20 protein-coding genes are annotated in these 22,013 nt (G+C 70.6%); 4 read left to right on the plus strand and 16 right to left on the minus strand.

Annotated features, from left to right (window positions below):
- Positions 1–69: 69 nt before the first annotated feature.
- Together ACWD1U_RS18495 and ACWD1U_RS18500 are read left to right on the plus strand one after the other, a co-directional pair.
- Positions 70–915, plus strand: coding sequence for a peptidylprolyl isomerase (locus tag ACWD1U_RS18495; protein ID WP_451108697.1), 846 nt, complete (start codon positions 70–72; stop codon positions 913–915).
- A 136-nt stretch (positions 916–1,051) separates the two neighbouring features.
- Positions 1,052–2,281: a DUF349 domain-containing protein gene (locus ACWD1U_RS18500; protein WP_451108699.1), complete on the plus strand. Its 1,230-nt coding sequence runs from the start codon at positions 1,052–1,054 to the stop codon at positions 2,279–2,281.
- A 72-nt stretch (positions 2,282–2,353) separates the two neighbouring features.
- On the opposite strand, the gene relA is transcribed toward ACWD1U_RS18500, so the two are convergent.
- The 16 genes from relA to pgsA all read right to left on the minus strand — a co-directional run bounded on the left by relA (position 2,354) and on the right by pgsA (position 17,678).
- Positions 2,354–4,867 (minus strand): GTP pyrophosphokinase, encoded by a 2,514-nt coding sequence (relA, locus tag ACWD1U_RS18505; RefSeq protein ID WP_451108701.1) that lies wholly within the window; start codon positions 4,865–4,867, stop codon positions 2,354–2,356.
- Between the two features lie 192 nt (positions 4,868–5,059).
- Positions 5,060–5,599 (minus strand): adenine phosphoribosyltransferase, encoded by a 540-nt coding sequence (locus ACWD1U_RS18510; RefSeq protein WP_451108703.1) that lies wholly within the window; start codon positions 5,597–5,599, stop codon positions 5,060–5,062.
- Positions 5,596–6,708, minus strand: a complete 1,113-nt coding sequence (secF, locus tag ACWD1U_RS18515; RefSeq protein ID WP_451108704.1) for a protein translocase subunit SecF — start codon at positions 6,706–6,708, stop codon at positions 5,596–5,598. Before secF ends, ACWD1U_RS18510 begins: the two co-directional genes overlap by 4 nt.
- 1 nt (position 6,709) lies before the next feature.
- Complete coding sequence (gene secD, locus ACWD1U_RS18520) at positions 6,710–8,470, minus strand: protein translocase subunit SecD (protein WP_451108706.1); 1,761 nt, start codon at positions 8,468–8,470, stop codon at positions 6,710–6,712.
- Between the two features lie 133 nt (positions 8,471–8,603).
- Entirely contained in the window at positions 8,604–9,101 is a 498-nt protein-coding gene (gene yajC, locus ACWD1U_RS18525; protein WP_451108708.1) for a preprotein translocase subunit YajC, read from the minus strand.
- Between the two features lie 185 nt (positions 9,102–9,286).
- Positions 9,287–10,357: a Holliday junction branch migration DNA helicase RuvB gene (gene ruvB, locus ACWD1U_RS18530; RefSeq protein WP_451108710.1), complete on the minus strand. Its 1,071-nt coding sequence runs from the start codon at positions 10,355–10,357 to the stop codon at positions 9,287–9,289.
- Positions 10,358–10,382: 25 nt separating this feature from the next.
- Positions 10,383–10,988 (minus strand): Holliday junction branch migration protein RuvA, encoded by a 606-nt coding sequence (gene ruvA, locus ACWD1U_RS18535; RefSeq protein ID WP_451108712.1) that lies wholly within the window; start codon positions 10,986–10,988, stop codon positions 10,383–10,385.
- Positions 10,985–11,515, minus strand: a complete 531-nt coding sequence (ruvC, locus tag ACWD1U_RS18540; protein WP_451108714.1) for a crossover junction endodeoxyribonuclease RuvC — start codon at positions 11,513–11,515, stop codon at positions 10,985–10,987. The genes ruvA and ruvC overlap by 4 nt, the downstream gene beginning before the upstream one ends.
- Before the next feature lie 120 nt (positions 11,516–11,635).
- The gene (locus tag ACWD1U_RS18545) at positions 11,636–12,388 is read right to left on the minus strand and encodes a YebC/PmpR family DNA-binding transcriptional regulator (protein ID WP_190196877.1); all 753 of its coding nucleotides are present in this window, start codon (positions 12,386–12,388) and stop codon (positions 11,636–11,638) included.
- A gap of 48 nt (positions 12,389–12,436) precedes the next feature.
- Positions 12,437–13,042: a pyridoxal 5'-phosphate synthase glutaminase subunit PdxT gene (gene pdxT / locus ACWD1U_RS18550; RefSeq protein WP_451108716.1), complete on the minus strand. Its 606-nt coding sequence runs from the start codon at positions 13,040–13,042 to the stop codon at positions 12,437–12,439.
- Between the two features lie 4 nt (positions 13,043–13,046).
- Positions 13,047–13,952: a pyridoxal 5'-phosphate synthase lyase subunit PdxS gene (gene pdxS / locus ACWD1U_RS18555; RefSeq protein ID WP_451108718.1), complete on the minus strand. Its 906-nt coding sequence runs from the start codon at positions 13,950–13,952 to the stop codon at positions 13,047–13,049.
- 137 nt (positions 13,953–14,089) lie between these two features.
- Positions 14,090–14,632 carry a hypothetical protein gene (locus tag ACWD1U_RS18560; RefSeq protein ID WP_451108720.1) on the minus strand — a complete coding sequence of 181 codons (543 nt, stop codon included), beginning with the start codon at positions 14,630–14,632 and terminating at the stop codon, positions 14,090–14,092.
- Between the two features lie 32 nt (positions 14,633–14,664).
- Complete coding sequence (locus ACWD1U_RS18565) at positions 14,665–14,802, minus strand: hypothetical protein (protein ID WP_451108721.1); 138 nt, start codon at positions 14,800–14,802, stop codon at positions 14,665–14,667.
- A 52-nt stretch (positions 14,803–14,854) separates the two neighbouring features.
- On the minus strand, positions 14,855–16,018 hold the full coding sequence (locus tag ACWD1U_RS18570) for a glycosyltransferase family 4 protein (RefSeq protein WP_451108723.1): 1,164 nt from the start codon (positions 16,016–16,018) through the stop codon (positions 14,855–14,857).
- The gene (locus ACWD1U_RS18575) at positions 16,015–16,923 is read right to left on the minus strand and encodes a phosphatidylinositol mannoside acyltransferase (RefSeq protein ID WP_451108725.1); all 909 of its coding nucleotides are present in this window, start codon (positions 16,921–16,923) and stop codon (positions 16,015–16,017) included. Before ACWD1U_RS18575 ends, ACWD1U_RS18570 begins: the two co-directional genes overlap by 4 nt.
- Positions 16,920–17,678 (minus strand): phosphatidylinositol phosphate synthase, encoded by a 759-nt coding sequence (gene pgsA, locus ACWD1U_RS18580; RefSeq protein ID WP_451108970.1) that lies wholly within the window; start codon positions 17,676–17,678, stop codon positions 16,920–16,922. Before pgsA ends, ACWD1U_RS18575 begins: the two co-directional genes overlap by 4 nt.
- A gap of 245 nt (positions 17,679–17,923) precedes the next feature.
- Here pgsA and ACWD1U_RS18585 point away from each other — a divergent pair, with 245 nt between their 5' ends.
- Together ACWD1U_RS18585 and ACWD1U_RS18590 are read left to right on the plus strand one after the other, a co-directional pair.
- Entirely contained in the window at positions 17,924–20,122 is a 2,199-nt protein-coding gene (locus tag ACWD1U_RS18585; protein WP_451108727.1) for an elongation factor G-like protein EF-G2, read from the plus strand.
- 171 nt (positions 20,123–20,293) lie between these two features.
- Entirely contained in the window at positions 20,294–21,961 is a 1,668-nt protein-coding gene (locus ACWD1U_RS18590) for a hypothetical protein (RefSeq protein WP_451108729.1), read from the plus strand.
- Positions 21,962–22,013 lie beyond the last annotated feature (52 nt).

Below are 22,013 nucleotides of genomic sequence, written 5' to 3' on the forward strand. Positions count from 1 at the left end.
ACGCAGGCGGTCGGCGCACAGGACGCGCGCGTACCGGTCGACGTATCAGACCCATGAGGAGAGAACCCGGTGGTCAGCCAGGAACAGCGGCGGCGTCAGCTCGCCCGGGAGAAGTTCTTGCGGCAGCAGCAGCGACGCACGGACGCGCGACGCAAGGCCCGTATCCGCAACTCCGTGATCGCCTCGGCTCTCGGCGTGATCGTGGTGCTGTCCGTGACGGTCTTCCTGACCAAGCCGTTCGAGGACAACGGCAAGACGGAGAACGCGGGCGCGGACGTCACCCCGAGCGCCACGCCCAGCAAGGCCCCGGACCCGTGCGCGAAGCCGGCCGCGGGCAAGGTCAAGTCGGAGACCTGGAAGAAGGAACCGGCGATGACCATCGACAAGTCGGCGAAGTACACGATGAAGCTGGACACGACCTGCGGCGAGATCGACATCGCGTTGAAGGCGTCGGCGGCCCCGCACACCGTCAACTCGTTCAAGTTCCTCGCCGACCAGGGCTACTTCGACCACAGCAAGTGCCACCGGCTCACCGACCAGAACATCTACGTCCTGCAGTGCGGCGACCCGAAGGGCACCGGCGTGGGCGGTCCCGGCTACACGATCCCGGACGAGAACCTCAAGGACAAGAGCCTCAAGGGCGGGGTGTATCCGGCGGGCACGGTCGCGATGGCGAACCAGTACAACGCCCAGGCCAAGCAGGGCCGCAACACCGGCGGCAGCCAGTTCTTCCTCGTCTACCAGGACAGTCAGCTGCCGCCCGACTACACACCGTTCGGTACGGTGTCCGAGGCGGGCATGAAGGTTCTGCAGAAGATCGCCAAGGCCGGGGTGCAGGCTCCCGACCCGCAGACGGGCAATACGGCGCCCAACGCGACGGTCGTGATCAACAAGGCGACCATCAGCGAATCCTGACCCCCAACTGCGAAATTTCGGTCGCGCGGGATGCGGACAGGCCCCCCGCCGGTCGCCTATGTTGGCCGTGACGAAACTGTGGACGATGCCCGGGGGAGCTTCAGGCCCCTCGCAGGCATCATGTGGAGGAGGCGCTGTGAGCAGCGACCCGTGGGGCCGCGTCGACGAGACGGGGACCGTGTACGTGCGTACGGCCGACGGCGAGCAGGTCGTCGGTTCCTGGCAGGCGGGCTCCCCCGAGGAGGCGCTGGCCTATTTCGAGCGCAAGTACGAGGGCCTGGTTGTCGAGATCGGCCTCCTCGAGAAGCGAGTGAAGACCACCGACCTGTCGGCGAAGGACGCCCAGGCGGCCATCGACCACATCCGGGAGCAGGTCGACGCGCATCACGCGGTGGGCGACCTGGACGCCCTCCGGGTCCAGCTGGACAAGCTCGTGGAGCTGGTGGAAGCGCGCCGCGAGGAGCGCAAGGCGCAGCGGGCGAAGCAGTCCGACGAGGCCCGCAAGGCCAAGGAGGCGCTGGTCGCCGAGGCGGAGGAGCTGTCGCAGTCCGACCAGTGGCGGGCGGCCGGTGAGCGGCTGCGCTCCCTGGTGGACACCTGGAAGGGGCTGCCGCGGCTGGACCGCAAGTCCGACGACGAACTGTGGCACCGGTTCTCGCACGCGCGGTCGGCGTTCTCCAAGCGGCGCAAGCAGCACTTCGCGCAGCTGGACGCGCAGCGCGAGGAGGCGCGGCGGACCAAGGAACGTCTGGTCGCCGAGGCCGAGGCGCTGGCGAACTCGACGGACTGGGGCGTGACGGCCGCGCGCTACCGCGAGCTGATGTCCGAGTGGAAGGCCGCGGGCCGCGCCCAGCGTGAGCACGAGGACGACCTGTGGAACCGCTTCCGCGGCGCCCAGGACGTCTTCTTCGCGGCCCGCAGCTCGGTCTTCGCCGAGCGGGACGCCGAGCAGACCGAGAACCTCAAGCTCAAGGAGGAGCTGGCCGAGGAGGCCGAGAAGCTCCTGCCGATCACGGACCTGAAGGCGGCCCGGGCCGCGTTCCGTTCCGTGAACGAGCGCTGGGAGGCCATCGGCCACGTGCCGCGCGACGCCCGGCCCAAGGTCGAGGGCCGGATGCACGCCGTCGAGAAGGCCATCCAGGAGGCCGAGGAGGCCGAGTGGCGCCGGACGAACCCGGAGGCACGTGCGCGAGCCGAGGGTCTGACCGGCCAGCTGCAGGCCGCCGTGGACAAGCTGAGGGGCCAGATCGAGCAGGCCCGGGCGCAGGGCAACAACGCCAAGGCGGACAAGCTCGAGCGTGAACTCGAGGGCCGCCGGGCGCTGCTGGACCAGGCGCTGAAGGGCCTGCAGGAGTTCGGAGGCTGACCTGGCCGGAACGAAAGGGGGCTCCCGTACGCCGTGTACGGGAGCCTCCTTTCGTGTGGCTGCTGCGGGGTGTCACGACCTGCTGCGCGCCGAGGTCACCCGGTAGACGTCGTAGACGCCCTCCACGCCCCGGACCGCCTTCAGCACATGGCCGAGGTGCTTCGGGTCGCCCATCTCGAAGGTGAAGCGGGAGGTGGCGACTCGGTCGCGGGAGGTCTGGACGGCAGCGGAGAGGATGTTGACGTGCTGGTCGGACAGGACGCGTGTGACGTCCGACAGGAGCCGGGAGCGGTCCAGGGCCTCGACCTGGATGGCGACCAGGAAGACCGAGGACTGCGTGGGCGCCCACTCGACCTCGAGGATCCGCTCGGGCTCCCGGGAGAGTGACTCCACGTTCACGCAGTCGTTGCGGTGAACCGATACGCCACTACCACGGGTGACGAAGCCGATGATGGGGTCGCCGGGTACCGGCGTACAGCAGCGGGCGAGTTTGACCCACACATCCTCGACGCCCTTGACGACGACGCCCGGGTCGGCGCTGGAGCGGCGCTTGCGGCTGCGTCCGCGGGCCGGCGGGACCGACTCGTCGATCTCCTCGGTGGCGGCCTCCTCGCCGCCGAGGGCCTGTACCAGCTTCTGCACGATGTTCTGAGCGGAGACATGGCCCTCGCCGATCGCCGCGTACAGGGCGGAGATGTCGGAGTAGCGCATCTCGTGCGCGAGGGTCACCAGCGAGTCGCCGGTCAGGATGCGCTGGATCGGCAGGTTCTGCTTGCGCATCGCGCGGACGATGGCGTCCTTGCCCTGCTCGATCGCCTCGTCGCGGCGTTCCTTGGAGAACCAGGCGCGGATCTTGTTGCGGGCGCGCGGTGACTTGACGAAGCCGAGCCAGTCGCGGGAGGGACCGGCGCCGGGTGCCTTGGAGGTGAAGACCTCCACCAGGTCGCCGTTGTCGAGGGTGGACTCGAGCGGGACCAGCCGGCCGTTGACCCGGGCGCCTATGGTCCGGTGGCCGACCTCGGTGTGGACCGCGTAGGCGAAGTCCACGGGCGTGGCACCGGCGGGGAGCGCTATGACGTCGCCCTTGGGGGTGAAGACGAAGACCTCGTTGCGGGAGAGGTCGAAGCGCAGCGACTCCAGGAACTCGCCGGGGTCCTCGGTCTCCTTCTGCCAGTCCAGGAGCTGCCGCAGCCACGCCATGTCGTTGATGGCGTCCTTGTCCTTGCCGGAGGACCTGGGTGCGTCCGTGCGCACCTTGGAGGCGCCGGCGACGGCTTCCTGCTTGTACTTCCAGTGCGCGGCGATGCCGTACTCGGCGCGGCGGTGCATGTCGAACGTGCGGATCTGCAGTTCGACCGGCTTGCCGCCGGGGCCGATGACCGTCGTGTGCAGCGACTGGTACATGTTGAACTTGGGCATCGCGATGTAGTCCTTGAACCGGCCGGGGACCGGGTTCCATCGCGCGTGCACCGTGCCGAGGGCCGCGTAGCAGTCGCGGACGGTGTCCACGAGGACGCGGATGCCCACCAGGTCGTAGATCTCCGCGAAGTCACGGCCGCGGACGATCATCTTCTGGTAGACGCTGTAGTAGTGCTTGGGGCGGCCGGTGACGGTCGCCTTGATGCGGGCCGCCCGCAGGTCGGCCTGGACCTCGTCGGTCACTATGGCGAGGTACTCGTCGCGCTTCGGGGCGCGCTCGGCCACCAGGCGGACGATCTCGTCGTACATCTTGGGGTAGAGGATCGCGAAGGCGAGGTCCTCCAGCTCCCACTTGATGGTGTTCATGCCCAGGCGGTGGGCGAGCGGCGCGTAGATCTCGAGGGTCTCGCGCGCCTTCTTCTCCTGCTTCTCGCGCTTGAGGTAGCGCATGGTGCGCATGTTGTGCAGGCGGTCGGCGAGCTTGATGACCAGGACGCGAGGGTCCCTGGCCATGGCGACGACCATCTTGCGCACCGTCTCGGCCTGCGCGGCCTCGCCGAACTTGACCTTGTCCAGCTTGGTGACGCCGTCGACGAGCAGGGTGACGACGTCGCCGAAGTCGCGGCGCAGGTCCTCCAGGCCGTACTCGGTGTCCTCGACCGTGTCGTGCAGCAGGCCGGCCATCAGCGTGGCCGGATCCATGCCCAGTTCGGCGAGGATGGTCGTCACGGCGAGCGGGTGTGTGATGTACGGGTCGCCGCTCTTGCGCTTCTGGCCGCGGTGCCAGCGCTCGGCGACCTGGTAGGCGCGCTCGATCTGGCGGAGCGTCGACGTCTCGATCTTCGGGTCGTTGCTGCGCACTATCCGCAGCAGCGGCTCCAGCACCGGGTTGTACGGGTTCGCACGCTGCACGCCGAGCCGGGCCAGACGGGCGCGGACGCGGTTGGAGGAGCCGCTGCGGGCCGGCTGACCGGAGGCCTGCCGCACCGGCGGGGCAGGCTTGGGGCGCGACTGCTCGGCGGGCTTGTCGACGGGCGCCGACTGGGCGTGCTCGACCGGCCCGCGGGAGTCGTTCTTCGCGTGGGGCGCGTTCGGCGCGGGCTTGGCCGCGGCTGCCGAGGCGGACTCGGGCTTGGCGGCGGTCAGGTGCTGGGCCTCGTCTGGCAAGAGGGCTCCTCGTGCGCGATCCGGGTCCCCGGTCAGGCTCCGGAGCACCCATGGTAGCGATCCTGAGCTCCAGGATCGCCTTCAGACCGATGTGAGAGCCGTCAACCAGGGAAACGCAAGAGGCGGGCTCCGGATTCCTCCGGGCCCGCCTCGAGGTGTCGTGCCGGTGTCCACCGGGCTGTGCGGTGGTGGCTAGACCGTGAGCAGCGCCTCCAGAGGGGCACCGTCCAGAGCCGGTGCCAGACGGGCGCGGCCGCCGAGGAAGCCGAGTTCCATGAGGACGGCGAGGCCGGCGACCTCGGCGCCGGCCCGGCGGATGAGCTGGACCGAGGCCTCGGCGGTGCCGCCGGTGGCGAGGACGTCGTCGACGATCAGCACGCGGTCGCCGGCGCTCAGGTCCTCGGCGTGCACCTCGATCTCCGCCGAGCCGTACTCGAGCTCGTAGGCCTGGGCGAGGGTGGCTCCGGGGAGCTTGCCCGCCTTGCGCACGGGGATGAAGCCGAGGCCGGCGCGGACGGCGACCGGAGCACCGAGGATGAACCCGCGGGCCTCCAGGCCGACGACCTTGGTGGCGCCGGTGCGCTCGGCGATCTCCGAGAGGGCGTCGGTGAGCGCGGTGAACGCCGCCGGGTCCGCCAGGAGCGGGGTGATGTCCTTGAACATCACGCCCGGCTCCGGGTAGTCGGCCACGTCCCGGATGCGGCTGAGCAGCAGCTCCCTGATGTCGGTCACCGGCGCTTCCCCGAGGGACGGCCACGGCCGCGGGTGCGGGACGCGGGCTGGTTGCGCGGGCCGACGACCGCGGCTGCGGCGTCCTCGGGCTCGCCGGCGTACGACTCGTCGTCATCGTGGACGGCGGCCTCGCCCTGAGCGGCCTGGGCCCGCTTGGCGAGGACGCGCTTCCTGAGGGCCTTCATCTGCGGCTCGCGCTCCTTGAGGTCGGCGACGAGCGGCGTGGCGATGAAGATCGAGGAGTAGGCACCGGCGGCGAGGCCGACGAACAGCGACAGCGAGATGTCGTTCAGCATGCCGGCGCCGAGGACACCGCCACCGATGAACAGCAGGCCCGCGACGGGCAGCAGCGCGACCACCGTGGTGTTGACGGAGCGGACCAGGGTGCTGTTGATCGAGCGGTTGGCGACGTCGCTGTAGGTCCAGCGGGTCTGTTTCGTGATGTCCTTGGTCTGTTCCTTGAGGCTGTCGAACACCACGACCGTGTCGTAGAGCGAGTAGCCGAGGATGGTCAGCAGACCGATCACCGTGCCCGGTGTGACCTCGAAGCCGACCAAGGCGTAGATGCCGACCGTGATGGTGATGTCGTGGATCAGCGCGACGAACGCGGCCAGCGCCATACGCCACTCGAAGGCGATCGCCAGGTAGATCACCACGAGGACCAGGAAGATGCCGAGGCCCTGCCAGGCCTTGTTCGCGATCTGCTCGCCCCAGCTGGGCCCGACCAGTTCGGCGTTGATCTGCTCCGCGTCGATCTTGAGGTCGTCGGCGAGGGTGTTCTTGATCTCGTTCGCCGCGCCGGTGTCGATGCCGGCCACCTGGATGCGCAGGCTGCCGTCGCCGAGCTTCTGGACGATCGCGTCGTGGCCGGACGCCTCTTCCGCGTACCCCTCCGCCTGGGACACCGAGGCGCTGGTGTTCTTCGGGGTGTTGAAGACGGCGCCGCCCTGGAACTCGATGCCCATGTTCAGGCCGCGGACCGCCAGGCCGACGATGGCCGTGATGGTGATCAGGATGGACAGGCCGTACCAGATCTTGCGGTTCTTGACGAAGTCGTAGCCGACCTCGCCACGGTGCAGTCGGGCGCCGAGGTTGCCGAGTTTCGACATCTCAGGCCTCCTTGGTGTCGACGGGGACGGCGGGGCGGCGGGTGCGGCGCAGCGGCGGCTGGGCGCCCAGGCTCTTCGGGTCGAGGCCGGACCACTTGTGGCCGTTGGCGAAGAACGGGCGGCGGGCCATCAGGGTCAGCAGCGGCTTGGTGAAGAGGAACACGACCACCACGTCGAGCAGGGTGGTCAGGCCGAGCGTGAACGCGAAGCCCTGGACCTTGCCGACCGTGACGATGAAGAGCACCGCGGCGGCGAGGAACGACACGAAGTCGGAGACCAGGATGGTGCGCCGGGCGCGCGGCCAGGCCCGCTCGACGGCGGGGCGCAGCGAGCGGCCCTCGCGGATCTCGTCACGGACGCGTTCGAAGTACACGATGAACGAGTCCGCCGTGATGCCGATGGCGACGATGGCGCCGCAGACGGCCGGCAAGTTGAGCGCGAAGCCGATGGCCGGACCGAGCAGGGACATGAGCGTGTAGGTGAGAGCGGCGGAGACCAGCAGCGAGAGGATCGCGATGAACGACAGGCCGCGGTAGTAGGCCAGCAGATAGATGATGACCAGGGCCAGACCGATCGCACCGGCGATCAGACCGGCCTTCAGCTGGTCACCGCCCAGCGCGGCGGTCACGGTCGTCATGCTGTCCACCTTGAAGGTCAGCGGCAGCGCGCCGTACGACAGCATGTTGGAGAGGTCCTGGGCGGACTGCTGGGTGAAGTTGCCGGAGATCTCGGCGTTGCCGCCGGTCAGGGCCTGCCTCACGAACGGGTCGGAGACCACGTCGCCGTCGAGGACGATCGCGAACTGGTTCTGCGGCGACTGGTTCTGCGCCAGCTTGCCGGTGATTTCCGCGAACTTCTTGGCGCCGCCGTCGGTGAAGTCCATGGTGACCGTCCAGCCGGCACCGGTCTGGGTGTTCAGGACGGCCTGGGCCTTGTCGACGTCCGTGCCGTCGACCTCGGCGGGGCCGAGGATGTACTTCTGCCACTGGCCCTGCGCGTTCTGGCCGCAGGCCAGCGTCGGTTCGGAGGCCTTGACGCCGTCGCCCACGGTGGAGCGGGTCTTCTCATCGGTGCAGTCGAGCTTGGCGTACTGCTCCTGCAGCTTGCTCGCGTCGTCACCGGCCGTGCCGCCGGTCGCGGACGGGGAGGGGCTGGCCTTCGCCTTGTCCGAGGCGCTGGCGGACGGCGTCGCGTCGGCCTTCAGCGCGTCGGTGACCGCGCGGCCCTGCGTGGTGGGAGAGGCGGACGGGGACGCGGATCCCTTGTCGGTGGCCTCGGGCTTGTCGGTGGCCTTGCCGGACGGCTGGTCCGACGGGCTGCCCGTGGGGCTCGGCGACGGGGCCGTGCCGCCGCCGGACACCTCGGTGGCGATGACCGGACGGAAGTAGAGCTTCGCGGTGGTGCCGACCTGCTTGCGGGCCTGCTCGGAGTTCGTGCCCTTGGGGATGTTGACGATGATGTTGTCCCGGCCCTGCGTCTGGACCTCGGCCTCCTGGACGCCCAGACCGTTGACACGGCGCTCCATGATGGAGACGGCGGTGTCCATGTTGGTCTTGTTGATCGCCGCCTCGTTGCCGGCCTCGGGCACCGCGCGGAGCGTGATGCTCGTGCCGCCGGCCAGGTCGATGCCGAGACGCGGCGTCGTGTGTCCCGAGGCGAACATCCCACCGGTGAGCGCCGCGATGGCGATCAGAATCAGGGCCAGCGAGCGCCCCGGCTTGCTCTGGGCGCTCGCGCTCCGGCCCTTTTTAGGTGTGGCCACCTTCTCGTACTCCCTCTCGGGCCGCCTCGCTCCGGATCGGCGGACGGGCGGCCATGACATGGTGTCGGGACTCCGGGCGAGCCGGTCTTGTCCCGGGGTGCGCGGGCAGGGCCCGCCCCGCCCCGGGACGCGACTACTTCGCCTCGGAGTCGCCGTCGGTCTTCTTCGGCTCTGCGTCCGTCTTCGCCTCGCCGGCCGGGGCCTCGTCGGCCGGGTCGTCGGCCGGGTCCTTCTTGCCGAGGTCGACGGCCTTGTCGTCAGCGGGGGCGTCGGTGGCGGAGTCGTCGGTCTCGGTGAGGGAGGAGGCGTCGTCCGGGACGATGTCGGCGTCGGACTTCAGGTCGTGCTCGACGCCGTGGACGATGCGGTTGTACTCGTCGTCGGTCAGGACGGCACCGATGGCGTTCTTGGCGAAGAGGAGCTCGACGCCGGGACCGGCGTCGACGAGGACGGTGTCCTCGTTGACCTCCTTGACCGTGGCGTACATGCCCCCGATGGTGCGGATACCGCTGCCGGGCTGCATTTGGTTCCGCATCTCCACGGCCTGCTGCTGCTTCTTCTTGGCCGACCGGGTCATCAGGAACATGGCCCCGATGAGCACGATGAACGGGAGGAGGGTCAGGAGACTCACGGGTCGGTACTTCCTTCACACGACCGCGCTGTGAGCGGCCAGATGGTTGGGGGTATGTGCGCCGCCGACAAAGGCGGCATCGGCGGAGTCTAAGCGAGTCCGCGCGCATGGAACAACGCTCAGCATGGCACCGGGGTTCCTCCTTGGGCCACTGTCCTCGCCGTGCCGGAGCGGTGGCGCCGCCGTCACGCCCCGAACAGGTCCTGTTGTCCGTTTCCGGTGGTCCGGGAGCGGGGCGGGGTGAGGCCGAGATGCGCCCATGCGGCGGGAGTGGCGACCCGGCCTCGGGGGGTGCGGGCCAGCAGTCCCTGCCGTACGAGGAAGGGTTCGGCGACCTCTTCCACGGTCTCACGCTCCTCCCCCACCGCGACAGCGAGCGTGGACAGTCCGACGGGTCCGCCGCCGAACAGCTTGAGCAGTGCTTCCAGCACGCCCCGGTCGAGACGGTCTAGGCCGCGGGCGTCCACCTCGTAGACGGCGAGGGCGGCCGCGGCGATGTCCCGGGTGATCAGCCCGTCGGCCTTGACCTGCGCGTAGTCCCGGACGCGGCGCAGCAGGCGGTTGGCGATGCGGGGCGTGCCGCGGGAGCGGCCGGCGATCTCGGCGGCGCCGTCCGGCTCGATCTCGACCTCGAGCAGGTTCGCCGAGCGGTGGATGACCCGCTCCAGCTCGGCCGGTTCGTAAAACTCCATGTGCGCGGTGAAGCCGAAGCGGTCGCGCAGCGGCGGCGGCAGCAGGCCGGCGCGTGTGGTGGCGCCGACCAGGGTGAAGGGGGGCAGCTCCAGCGGGATGGCGGTGGCTCCGGGGCCCTTGCCGACGATGACGTCGACGCGGAAGTCCTCCATCGCCATGTACAGCATCTCCTCGGCGGGCCGGGACATGCGGTGGATCTCGTCGAGGAAGAGGACCTCGCCCTCCTGCAGGGAGGAGAGGATCGCTGCGAGGTCGCCGGCGTGCTGGATGGCGGGGCCCGAGGTGATGCGGATGGGGGCCTCCATCTCGGCCGCGATGATCATCGACAGGGTGGTCTTGCCGAGGCCGGGGGCGCCGGAGAGCAGCACGTGGTCGGCGGTGGCGCCACGCGCGCGTGCTGCCCGCAGGACGAGGTCGAGCTGCTCGCGGACCTTCTCCTGGCCGATGAACTCGCCCAGGTCCTTGGGGCGCAGGGCGGCCTCTACGGCCTGGTCCTCACGGTCGGCGGACGCGCCGACGAGCCGCTCGGCGGCGGGTGTGTCGGTCGTGTCGTCCCAGTTCATGTGATGTGCCTCGGAGGTGTGGGGGTCAGCGGGCGCGGTTCAGGGTCTGCAGGGCCGCCTTCAGCAGCTGGCCCACCTGGGGCGTGCCCTCGGCGGCCTCGGCCTGCGGAGCGACGGCGGTCACGGCCTCGTCGGCCTCCCGGGTCGCGTAGCCGAGGCCGATCAGGGCGGCGTGCAGCTGGTCGCGCCAGCCCGCGCTGACGGCCGTACCGCCGGCGGGCGCGCCCACCGGCGCGCCGAGCCGGTCCTTCAGCTCCAGGAGCAGCTTCTGGGCGCCCTTCTTGCCGATGCCGGGGACGGCGGTGAGCGCCTTCTCGTCCGCGGTGGCCACGGCTCGGCGCAAGGCGTCCGGGCTGTGCACGGCGAGCATGGCCTGGGCCAGCCGGGGGCCGACACCGCTGGCCGTCTGGAGCAGCTCGAAGACCTGCCGCTCGTCGTCGTCCGCGAAGCCGTACAGGGTGAGTGAGTCCTCCCGTACGACGAGGGACGTGTGCAGCTTGGCGGGCTGGCCCATGCGGAGTGTGGACAGCGTGTTCGGCGTGCACTGGACGGCCATGCCGACGCCGCCGACCTCGACGACCGCGGCGTCGGGGGCGAGCGCGGCGACCGTGCCGCTGACGAAGGCGATCATGCCGTACGGCCTTTCGATGTGTGCAGGGCTACAACCTGCTGGAGTCGGTTCTGCGCGGGCGCGCGCCAGATGTGGCAGATGGCGAGGGCCAGGGCGTCGGCCGCGTCGGCGGGCCTGGGCGGTGCGCTGAGCCGGAGCAGACGGGTGACCATCGCGCCCACCTGGGCCTTGTCCGCCCGGCCGCTGCCCGTGACGGCCGCCTTGACCTCGCTCGGGGTGTGCAGCGCCACGGGGATTCCGCGGCGCGAGGCGCACAGCAGGGCGACGGCGCTGGCCTGGGCGGTGCCCATCACCGTACGGACGTTGTGCTGGCTGAAGACGCGCTCGACGGCGACGAATTCGGGGCGGTGCTCGTCCAGCCACTGCTCGATGCCCTGCTCGATGGCGACGAGGCGGTGGCCGAGGTCGGCGTCCGAGGGTGTCCGGACCACACCGACACCGATCATGGTGAGCGGCCGTCCGGCGACGCCCTCGACCACGCCCACACCACACCGGGTCAGTCCCGGGTCCACCCCCAGAACGCGCACGCGCCCTCCCTTTCGATCACCAGTTTGTGCAGGCTATCGGGTGCCACCGACAACGCGACGGGCCGACGGGGTGTGTCCCGTCGGCCCGTTGGTCATCGGAGCCCTTCGCAGGGCCCGGTGTTACGCGTCGACCTTCTCCATGACCTCGTCGCTGACGTCGAAGTTGGCGAAGACGTTCTGCACGTCGTCGCTGTCCTCGAGCGCGTCGATGAGCTTGAAGATCTTCTTGGCGCCCTCCTCGTCCAGCTCGACCTGCATGGTCGGGACGAAGTTGGCGTCGGCGGAGTCGTAGTCGATGCCGGCGTCCTGGAGGGCGGTGCGGACCGCGACCAGGTCGGTGGCCTCGCTGAGGACCTCGAAGCTCTCGCCGAGGTCGTTGACCTCCTCGGCGCCCGCGTCCAGCACGGCGGTCAGCACGTCGTCCTCGGTCAGCTCGCCCTTGGGGACGATGACGACGCCCTTGCGGTTGAACAGGTACGACACCGAGCCCGGGTCGGCCATGGAGCCGCCGTTGCGGGTCATGGCGACGCGGACCTCGGAGGCGGCGCGGTTGCGGTTGTCGGTGAGGCACTCGATGAGCACCGCGACGCCGTTCGGGCCGTAACCCTCGTACATGATCGTCTCGTAGTCGGCGCCGCCGGCCTCCAGGCCCGCGCCGCGCTTGACCGCCGAGTCGATGTTCTTGTTGGGGACCGACGACTTCTTCGCCTTCTGGATGGCGTCGTAGAGCGTCGGGTTGCCCTCGGGGTCCGCGCCGCCCATCCGCGCCGCGACCTCGATGTTCTTGATCAGCTTCGCGAAGAGCTTGCCGCGCTTGGCATCGATGACGGCCTTCTTGTGCTTCGTCGTGGCCCATTTAGAGTGGCCGGACATCTGCCTGTCTCCTTCGCGTAACCCATCTCAGCAACGAACGCAGGAATCCTACAAGGACTCGGCTGTCCGGTCCGCCCGCACCATGTCGACGAACAGGGCGTGCACGCGGTGGTCGCCGGTCAGTTCCGGGTGGAACGACGTGGCGAGCGCGTTGCCCTGGCGGACGGCGACGATGTGGCCGTCGTGTTCGGCGAGCACCTCGGCGCGGGCGCCGACCGACTCGACCCAGGGGGCGCGGATGAAGACGCCCTCCACCGGGGCGCCCTCGACGCCCTTGAGGTCGACGGCCGCCTCGAAGGACTCGTTCTGCCGGCCGAAGGCGTTGCGGCGCACGATCATGTCGATGCCGCCGACGGTCTCCTGGCCCGAGCGCGGGTCGAGGATCTTGTCGGCGAGCATGATCATGCCGGCGCAGGTGCCGTAGACGGGCATGCCGTCCCGCACGCGTGCGCGCAGCGGCTCCATCACGCCGAACAGCACGGCCAGCTTGGAGATGGTGGTGGACTCGCCGCCGGGGATGACGAGGCCGTCCACCTCGGCGAGTTCTTCGGGGCGCCGCACCGGCCTGGCCACGGCATCGGCCGCGGCCAAGGCGACGAGGTGCTCCCGTACGTCGCCCTGGAGGGCCAGGACGCCTAGGACAGGAGTGCTCATGGGATTACCAGCCGCGGTTGGCGTAGCGCTCGGTCTCGGGGAGGGTGTCGCAGTTGATGCCGACCATGGCCTCGCCGAGGTTGCGGGACGCGTCGGCGATGATCTTCGGGTCGTCGTAGAAGGTGGTGGCCTTCACGATGGCGGCGGCGCGCTTGGCCGGGTCGCCGGACTTGAAGATGCCGGAGCCGACGAAGACGCCCTCGGCGCCGAGCTGGCGCATCAGGGCCGCGTCGGCGGGGGTGGCGACGCCGCCGGCGGAGAACAGCACCACCGGGAGCTTGCCGAGCTCGGAGACTTCCTTGACCAGCTCGTAGGGGGCGCGCAGCTCCTTGGCTGCGGCGTACAGCTCGTGGTTGTCGAAGCCGCGCAGCTTGGCGATCTCGTTCTTGATCTGGCGCAGGTGGCGGACGGCCTCGACGACGTTGCCGGTGCCGGCCTCGCCCTTGGAGCGGATCATCGCGGCGCCCTCGGCGATGCGGCGCAGGGCCTCGCCCAGGTTGGTGGCACCGCAGACGAACGGCGTCGTGAAGGACCACTTGTCGGAGTGGTTGACCTCGTCGGCCGGGGTGAGGACCTCGGACTCGTCGATGTAGTCGACGCCGAGCGACTGCAGGACCTGGGCCTCGACGAAGTGGCCGATGCGGGACTTGGCCATGACCGGGATCGAGACGGCCTCGATGATGCCCTCGATCATGTCCGGGTCGGACATCCGGGCCACGCCGCCGTCCTTGCGGATGTCGGCCGGAACCCGCTCCAGCGCCATGACGGCGACGGCGCCCGCGTCCTCGGCGATCTTCGCCTGCTCCGGGGTGACGACGTCCATGATGACGCCGCCCTTGAGCTGCTCGGCCATGCCGCGCTTCACACGGGCGGTTCCGGTCTCGGGAGCCTGGTTTTCGGAAGTGGACACGGGTGACCTCGCTGAGGGGAAAGAGGGGTTTTCTGCAGCACCGAGGAAACGTGACAGGACCAGGCCACAGCAAGGGCCAATGGGAACGCTGTGGATCCTTTTCCGGCGGACCGCCGGAAAACGGCCGGTGAACGGGGTCAGGCGGCCCGGTCCACCAGGGCCGCCGGAGGCTCGTCGTCCATTTCGAAGGCCATGGGGAAGGGCGCGTGGCCGGCCAGGCGGAACCAGCGCACCTTGCGGTGCCGGCGCAGGGCCCGGGCGGCCCGTACGGCGTCGTTGTGGAAGCGCCGGGCCATCGGCACCCTGCGGACCGCCTCGGTGAGCTCGCGGGCGGCTTCCTCTCCCCCGGGCGCCTCGCGTACGGCCTCCACCTGCGCGGGCTCCCCGAACACCGCCCGCAGCGCCTGGCTCAGCTCGCTCTCGGCGACCTCCCGCTGCTCCTCCTCGGCCTGCCGCGCGGCGTGCGCGGCCTCGTAGAGGACGATGGAGGCGGCCGGGTCGAGCACCCCTGAGGTGGCCAGTTCCTGGGCGACGGAGACGCGGCGCAGCAGCTGCGCGTCGAGCGCGGCGCGCGCGGCGTCGATGCGCGCGTGCAGCCGGTCCAGCCGCCCGGCCGTCCAGCTCAGGTACAGGCCGATCACCACGAGGGCGACGAGGATCCAGATGAGGGTTGCGGTCACGGGCCAAGAGGCTACCGGGGCGCTCCGCCCGGTCAGCCGGGTGTCGTGCCGGCGATGTCGCGGGGCACTGCCGGGGCGGCCGCCCCGGACGCCCCGCCACCGGCCTGAACGGCCTCGTCCTCCGGCACCGGACGGGCCGAGTCCGCGCCCGGCCGGGAGGCGGCCGTCACACCAGGCAGGTCAGAAGCCCGCCGTCACACCAGGCCGGTCAGAAGCCGGCCGTCAGTCCCGCGCCAGCCCCAGCCGCCCCCACAACCCCGTCGCCCGTTCGTCCTCGGCCACCGCCGCCGCCCCCGCCGTCACCGTCTCGTAGACGGACATGATGTCCGCGCCGACGGTCGACCAGTCGAAGCGCCGCACATGGGCGCTCCCCCGCTCGCGCAGTCCGGCGCGCCGCTCCGGGTCCTCCAGGAGCCGCAGGGCCGCGTCGGCCAGGGCGTCGGCGTCCTCGTTGGGGAACAGCTCGCCGGCCGCGCCCCGGTCGAGGACCTGGGCGAAGGCGTCCAGGTCGGAGGCGAGGACGGGGGCGCCGGCGGACATGGCCTCGACCAGGATGATGCCGAAGCTCTCACCGCCGGTGTTGGGCGCGACGTACAGGTCGACGCTGCGCAGGAAGCGGGCCTTGTCCTCGTCGCTGACCATGCCGAGGAACTCGACGCGGGAGCGCAGTTCGACGGGCAGGGACTCCACCGCCTCCTTCTCGTCGCCGCGTCCGGCGACCAGCAGCCGGGTCTGCGGGCGGGCGGCGAGGATCTTCGGCAGGGCCTTCATCAGCACCGGCAGTCCCTTGCGGGGCTCGTCGATGCGCCCTATGAAGCCGATGGTGTCGCCCTGCCACTCGGCCTTGGGCTCGGCCTCGGCGAAGAAGTCGACGTCGACACCGTTGGGGATGACCACCGCGTCCCCGCCGAGGTGCTCGACGAGCGTGCGGCGGGCGTACTCGCTCACCGCGATCCGGGCGCTGATCTTCTCCAGGGCGGCCTGGAGGATCGAGTACGCGGCGATCATGGCCCGGGAGCGCGGGTTGGAGGTGTGGAAGGTCGCCACGATCGGACCCTGCGCGGCCCAGCAGGTCAGCAGGCCCAGTGACGGCGATGTGGGCTCGTGGATGTGGATGACGTCGAACGAGCCGTCGTGCAGCCAGCGGCGCACCCGGGCGGCGCTGAGGAAGCCGAAGTTCAGCCGGGCCACCGAGCCGTTGTACGGCACGGGCACCGCACGCCCGGCCGAGACGACGTACGGCGGCAGGGGGGTGTCGTCGTCGGCGGGCGCGAGGACGGACACCTCGTGGCCGAGCCGGATGAAGTACTCGGCCAGGTCGCGGATGTGGAACTGGACGCCCCCCGGTACGTCCCAGGAGTACGGGCAGACGATGCCGATCTTCACGGGCGCCCCTTCTCGGGGTCGAGGTCCGCGAGCCACAGGCGCTGCAGCATGTGCCAGTCCTCAGGATGGTCGGCGATCCCCGAGGCGAAGGTGTCGGCCAGTTCCTGTGTCATGACAGACGTCTTCTCGGCGCGCGTGCCCGACTCGGGCACCTCGACCGGCGGGTGGACGCGGCCGCGCATCACGGGCGAGTCGTCGTACCAGAGGGTGGCGGGCAGCAGCAGGGCGCCCGTCTGCTGGGCGAGCAGCGCGGGGCCGGCGGGCATCCGGGCCGTGTCGCCGAAGAAGCCGACCTCGACGCCGGAGGCGGACAGGTCGCGGTCGGCGACCAGGCAGACCAGGCCGCCGTCGCGCAGCCGCCGGGCGAGGGTGCCGAAGGCGGTGCCGCCGCTGTGCGGCAGGACCTCCATGCCGAGGCCCTCGCGGTAGGCGACGAACCGGTCGTACAGCGTCTCGGGCTTCAGCCGCTCGGCTACCGTCGTGAAGGGGATGCCGAGCTTGGTGGTGACCCAGGCGCCGGCGAGGTCCCAGTTGGCCAGGTGGGGCAGGGCGAGGATGACGCCCTTGCCCGCGGCCATGCCCTCGGTCAGGTAGTGCAGGTCCTTGACGTCGACGCCCGCCCTGATGCGCTCGGGGCTCCAGGCGGGGAGCCGGAACGACTCCATCCAGTAGCGCAGGTACGACCGCATGCCCGCCCGCGACAGCTCGGCCAGCCGCTCGGGGCTCGCGCCGGGCAGCACGCGCGCGTAGTTGCTCTCCAGCCGCTGTACGCCCTTGCCGCGCTGCTTCCAGGCGAGGTCGGCGATGGTGTCGCCCAGCCGTACGGCGACCGGCTCGGGGAGTTTCTTGACCGTGCTCCAGCCGAGGCCGTACAGCGCGTCCGTCAGCCGGTCCTGTGCGCTCACGTGGCCGCCTCGCTCCCGTGGGAGGCGTTCTGCTGCTTGCCCTCATTGTCGTCCTGCGCGGCCGCCTCGGCCTCGGCCTCGGCGGACTCCCGGCGGACGGTGACGACCCGCTGGATGAGCGTGACGAGGCTGCCCACGGCGACGATCCACAACGCGACGGGCAGCAGGTACTGGATGCCCGGCACACCGAACGCGTGCAGGCCCGCGAGCCCGGCCGCGACCAGGGAGATCACCAGCCGCTCGGCGCGCTCGACGAGCCCGTTGACGGCGACCGGCAGCCCGATCGACTCGCCCCGGGCCTTGGTGTACGACACCACCTGGCCGCTGGCCAGGCAGAAGATCGAGACGGCGCACAGGACGAGGTCGTCGCCCCCGCCGGCGTACCAGAGGATGAAGCCGCCGAAGATCGCGCCGTCGGCGACCCGGTCGAGCGTGGAGTCCAGGAAGGCGCCCCAGCGGCTGGAGCGGCCGAGCTGGCGGGCCATGTTGCCGTCGACGAGGTCGGAGAACACGAACAGCGTGATCACGACCGTGCCCCAGAAGAACTCGCCCCTGGGGTAGAAGACCAGCGCGCCCGCGACCACACCGGCGGTGCCGATGAGTGTGACCGTGTCGGGGCTGACGCCCCGCCGGATCAGAAACGCGGCGAACGGAGTGAGGACACGCGTGAAGAATGCACGCGCGTACTTGTTCAGCATGGCCTTCCCGAGGGTCGGTGTCGCCGTCTGGCCCCTGCTGGCCACCGGCTGGCCCATCGTAGCCAGGCGGGCGTGCGGGTGAGGGGCGGGCACCCGGACCCCTTTTGGGGGAACCCGCGAGGTGCCGGTGGGCGGCGCGATCACGTCGTTCGTATGGACGCACCGTGACGGGAGTGGAAAGCTCGAATAACCGCGGGCGTCGCCGGAGCCGCCATCGCTGGGGGGTACCCCCGGACGGAGTCGGGGGAGGATCCCGCGTGTCCGCGCCCACAGTGACCTCACCGTGCACGGGAGGCAGAATCATGGGCGACAAGGTACAGACACACCCTGGGGCCGCCGGCAGGGCACAGGCGGCCGACCACCCTCAGTCCGTACGGAATGTGGTGCTGGTCGGCCACTCCGGATCGGGCAAGACCACGCTGGTGGAAGCCCTCGCACTCACGGCGGGGGCGGTGAACCGGGCGGGCCGTGTGGAGGACGGCGGCACCGTCTCCGACTACGACGAGATCGAGCACCGGCAGCAGCGCTCGGTGCAGCTCTCCCTGGTGCCCGTCGAGTGGGACGGCATCAAGGTCAATCTTCTCGACACCCCCGGATACGCCGACTTCGTCGGGGAGCTCAGGGCCGGTCTGCGCGCGGCGGACGCGGCCCTTTTCGTGGTGTCGGCCTCGGACGGCGTGGACGGCTCGACCCGCATGGTGTGGGAGGAGTGTGCGGCGGTCGGGATGCCCCGGGCCATCGTCGTCACGCACCTGGAGGCGGCGCGCGCCGACTTCGAGGGGATGACCCGGATCTGCGCGGAGGCCTTCGGCGCGGACGACCCCGACGCGGTCCTGCCGCTCTACCTGCCGCTGCACGGCCCTCAGGCACCGGACGGGCATGCTCCCGTGACCGGGCTGACAGGGCTGCTGTCGCAGAAGCTGTTCGACTACTCGACCGGCGAGCGCAAGGAGTCGGAGCCGGGAGAGGACGAGCTGCCGCGGATCGAGGAGGCCCGCAACCGGCTGATCGAGGGGATCATCTCGGAGAGCGAGGACGAGACCCTCATGGACCGCTACCTCGGCGGGGAACCGGTCGATGTCAAAACCCTGATCGAGGACCTGGAGCGGGCCGTCGCACGCGGGGTCTTCTTCCCCGTCCTGGCCGCCGCCCCCGCGGCCGAGGGCTCCCGGCAGGGACTCGGCACGGTGGAGCTGCTGGAGCTGATCACCCGCGGTTTCCCGACCCCCCTGGAGCACGAGACGGTGCGGGTGACGACGATCGACGGCAAGCCGCGCGAACTCACGCTATGCGACCCGGACGCGCCGCTGGTCGCGGAGGTCGTGAAGACGTCCTCGGACCCGTACGTCGGCCGGCTGTCGCTGATCCGTGTGTTCTCCGGCACCCTGCGTGCCGACCAGACGGTCCACGTCTCCGGGCACGGCCTTGCCGACCGGGGCCATGAGGACCACGACGTCGACGAGCGGATCGGCGCCCTGTCCACGCCGTTCGGCAAACAGCAGCGCCCGGTGTCGCACGTCATCGCGGGCGATCTGGCGTGCGTGGCCAAGCTCAGCCGCGCCGAGACCGGTGACACCTTGTCCGCCAAGGACGACCCGCTGCTCATGGAGCCGTGGCAGATGCCCGACCCGCTGCTGCCGCTGGCCATCCAGGCGCACAGCAAACCGGACGAGGACAAGCTGTCGCAGGGCCTGGCCCGGCTGGTGGCGGAGGACCCGACGATGCGGCTCGAGCAGAACCAGGACACCCACCAGGTGGTTCTGTGGTGCCTGGGCGAGGCGCACGCGGACGTCGCGCTGGAGCGGCTGCGCAGCCGGTACGGCGTCCAGGTCGATGTCGTACCGCACCGGGTGTCCCTGCGGGAGACCTTCGCGAACAAGTCGGCCGGACGCGGCCGGCATGTCAAGCAGTCCGGCGGGCACGGCCAGTTCGCCATCTGCGAGGTCGAGGTCGAGCCGCTGCCGGGCGGTTCCGGCATCGAGTTCGTGGACAAGGTCGTCGGCGGCGCCGTGCCCCGGCAGTTCATCCCCTCGGTGGAGAAGGGCGTACGCGCCCAGGCCGCCAAGGGAGTCGCCGCCGGGCATCCGCTCATCGACGTGCGCGTGACCCTGCTGGACGGCAAGGCGCACTCGGTGGACTCCTCCGACGCCGCGTTCCAGACGGCCGGGGCGCTCGCGCTGCGGGAGGCTGCGGCCGGCGCGAAGATCCATCTGCTGGAGCCGGTGGCCGAGGTGTCGGTGCTGGTCGGCGACGACTTCGTGGGCGCCGTGATGAGCGACCTGTCGGGGCGGCGCGGCCGGGTGCTCGGCACCGAGCAGACACCCGGCGGGCGCACCCTCATCCGGGCCGAGGTGCCCGAGATCGAGATCGGCCGGTACGCGATCGACCTGCGGTCGATGACGCACGGCACGGCCCGCTTCAGCCGCCACTACGTGCGGCACGAACCGATGCCGGCGCAGGTCGCGGAAAGGGTGCGTGAAGAGGCGCGCAAGGCGTCGTAGTCGGCGCCTGGCGCCTCCAAGTGCCCCCGTGAGGGCTTCCCTCCGCGTCGGCGGGCGGCTTGACAGGCCGCCCGCCGACGTTCGCCGGTGCGGACGGATACGCTGATGACCTGATCAACAGGTGTGCGAAGCGCGGAAGTCGGGAAGGCCGCAGATGCGGATGCGGCAGCGATGGGGGCGGCAGTGACGGACGGATTCGACTTCGGTCCCGGGGCCCAGGTGCCTTTGGCGGGTGCGAGCGGCCAGACGGCGGCGACCTACGCGCTGGCCGCGGCGGCGTACCGGGACGACGAGGTCACCAAGATCCTGAACGCCGACAACGAGTGGCATCAGTCGAAGGTGACCCCGCCGCGCTCCTGGGCGAAGATCTTCCGCCCCAAGTTGGGCGAGGCCTTCTCCCGCGCGGTGATCGACCGGATGCTGGGCGCCGGGCGCAAACCGGTCATCCAGTCGTTCGGCATCGAGCCCCAGGTGGTCGTCGAGCACTGCATGGCGGCCCACCGCATCCGCCGCGACCGTGACAACTGGCTCTCCGCGATCACGGTGATCTGCGGGGTCCTCTTCCTGCCCGGCTTCCTGGTGTGGCTGCTGGTGTTCACGCTGCGCACCACCATGGCCAAGCGCGAGGACAAGCGCGCCGGCGCCCTCGCCACGACCCTGCTGGTCGCGGTGGGGGCGCTGGCCGTGCTGTTCCTGATCCGCATGCCGTTCGAGGGATTCTGGGCCCTGTACGGGCGCGCGGCGGTCGTCATGCCGGTGGTCGGCTGGTTCTGGGCCAAACAGATCTGCGAGCGGACGGCCCGTGACCTGCGCGAGCGCTGGTCGAGCCTGCTCGCTGGCGGTGGCGTGGGCGCCAAGATCCCCGAGGCGGTCCCGGGCAACCCGGGCGACGCGGCCGAGCAGGTCCGCAAGGAGCTGGCCCGCCTCGCCGCCGAGCAGCGCTCCAACTCGGTCTTCTACGCGGGCCCCAAGGGCATACTCGGCATGGGCACGCGGTGGGGCAGTTGGCAGCTGGCCGAGGAGTTGGTCTCCGCCGATCCGGGCAAGGAGTTCCACCCGTTCCGCAGCTGGGACGTCATCGTGGCGATCCAGGGCGGTCTGGGCATGCTGGAGCGCACGTCCATCAACACCGGCGGCTTCCCCAAGCCGTCCATCACGCACTGGATCGTCACGCCGATCGGCGAGAAGGCGACGGAGGTGTCCAGGCCGAGCGGCACGGACGTCGACGCGTACACGGTCCGGACGCACGCCATACAGGACATCTGCAACAAACAGCAGTTCGGCAGCGGCGACCGGCACTATCTGGGCGTGCAGTGGACCCTGTGGGACGGCCATCTGGTGATCACGATGCTGATCACGGTGACGGTGCTCCACGACACCCTGCGCATCGAGGTCACCGGGCATGCCCTGGGGCCGGTCAACCCGCTGTTCAACGAGAAGCCCGCGGTCAGGGAGAAGACGGTGCAGAAGGCTCTCCGCTTCTGGGAGACCCGCACCGTGAAACTCCCCCTGATCGACGCCGACGAGGTGGTACGGCTGGCCGCGCGCGCCCCGCTGTCCTGGTACCCGCCGCTGCTGAACTGGCTCGGCGGCAGCCTCACGCTGCCGGAGCCGTTCGGGCTGCGGCACGCGTGGGCGGATCAGCCGTGGCGGCACCGGTTCATGGCGGACGACGCGCTGCGGGCGGCTACGCCGGTGCTGCGGGTGGTGCACTCGGCGGCGCTGAAGGTGCTGCGGGAGAACGGGGTGGACGTGGAGAAGTTCGGGGCGCGTTCGGCGGCGCTCAGCGGGGCGGTGCAGGAGGCTTCGCCGAAGAAGGCCGATGTGTACGACGCGTAGGCCTGCGGCGGTCACGCCGTTCACCTCTGCGGACAGGTGTGGCTGGTCTCCC

Source organism: Streptomyces sp. NPDC002788 (assembly GCF_053592115.1).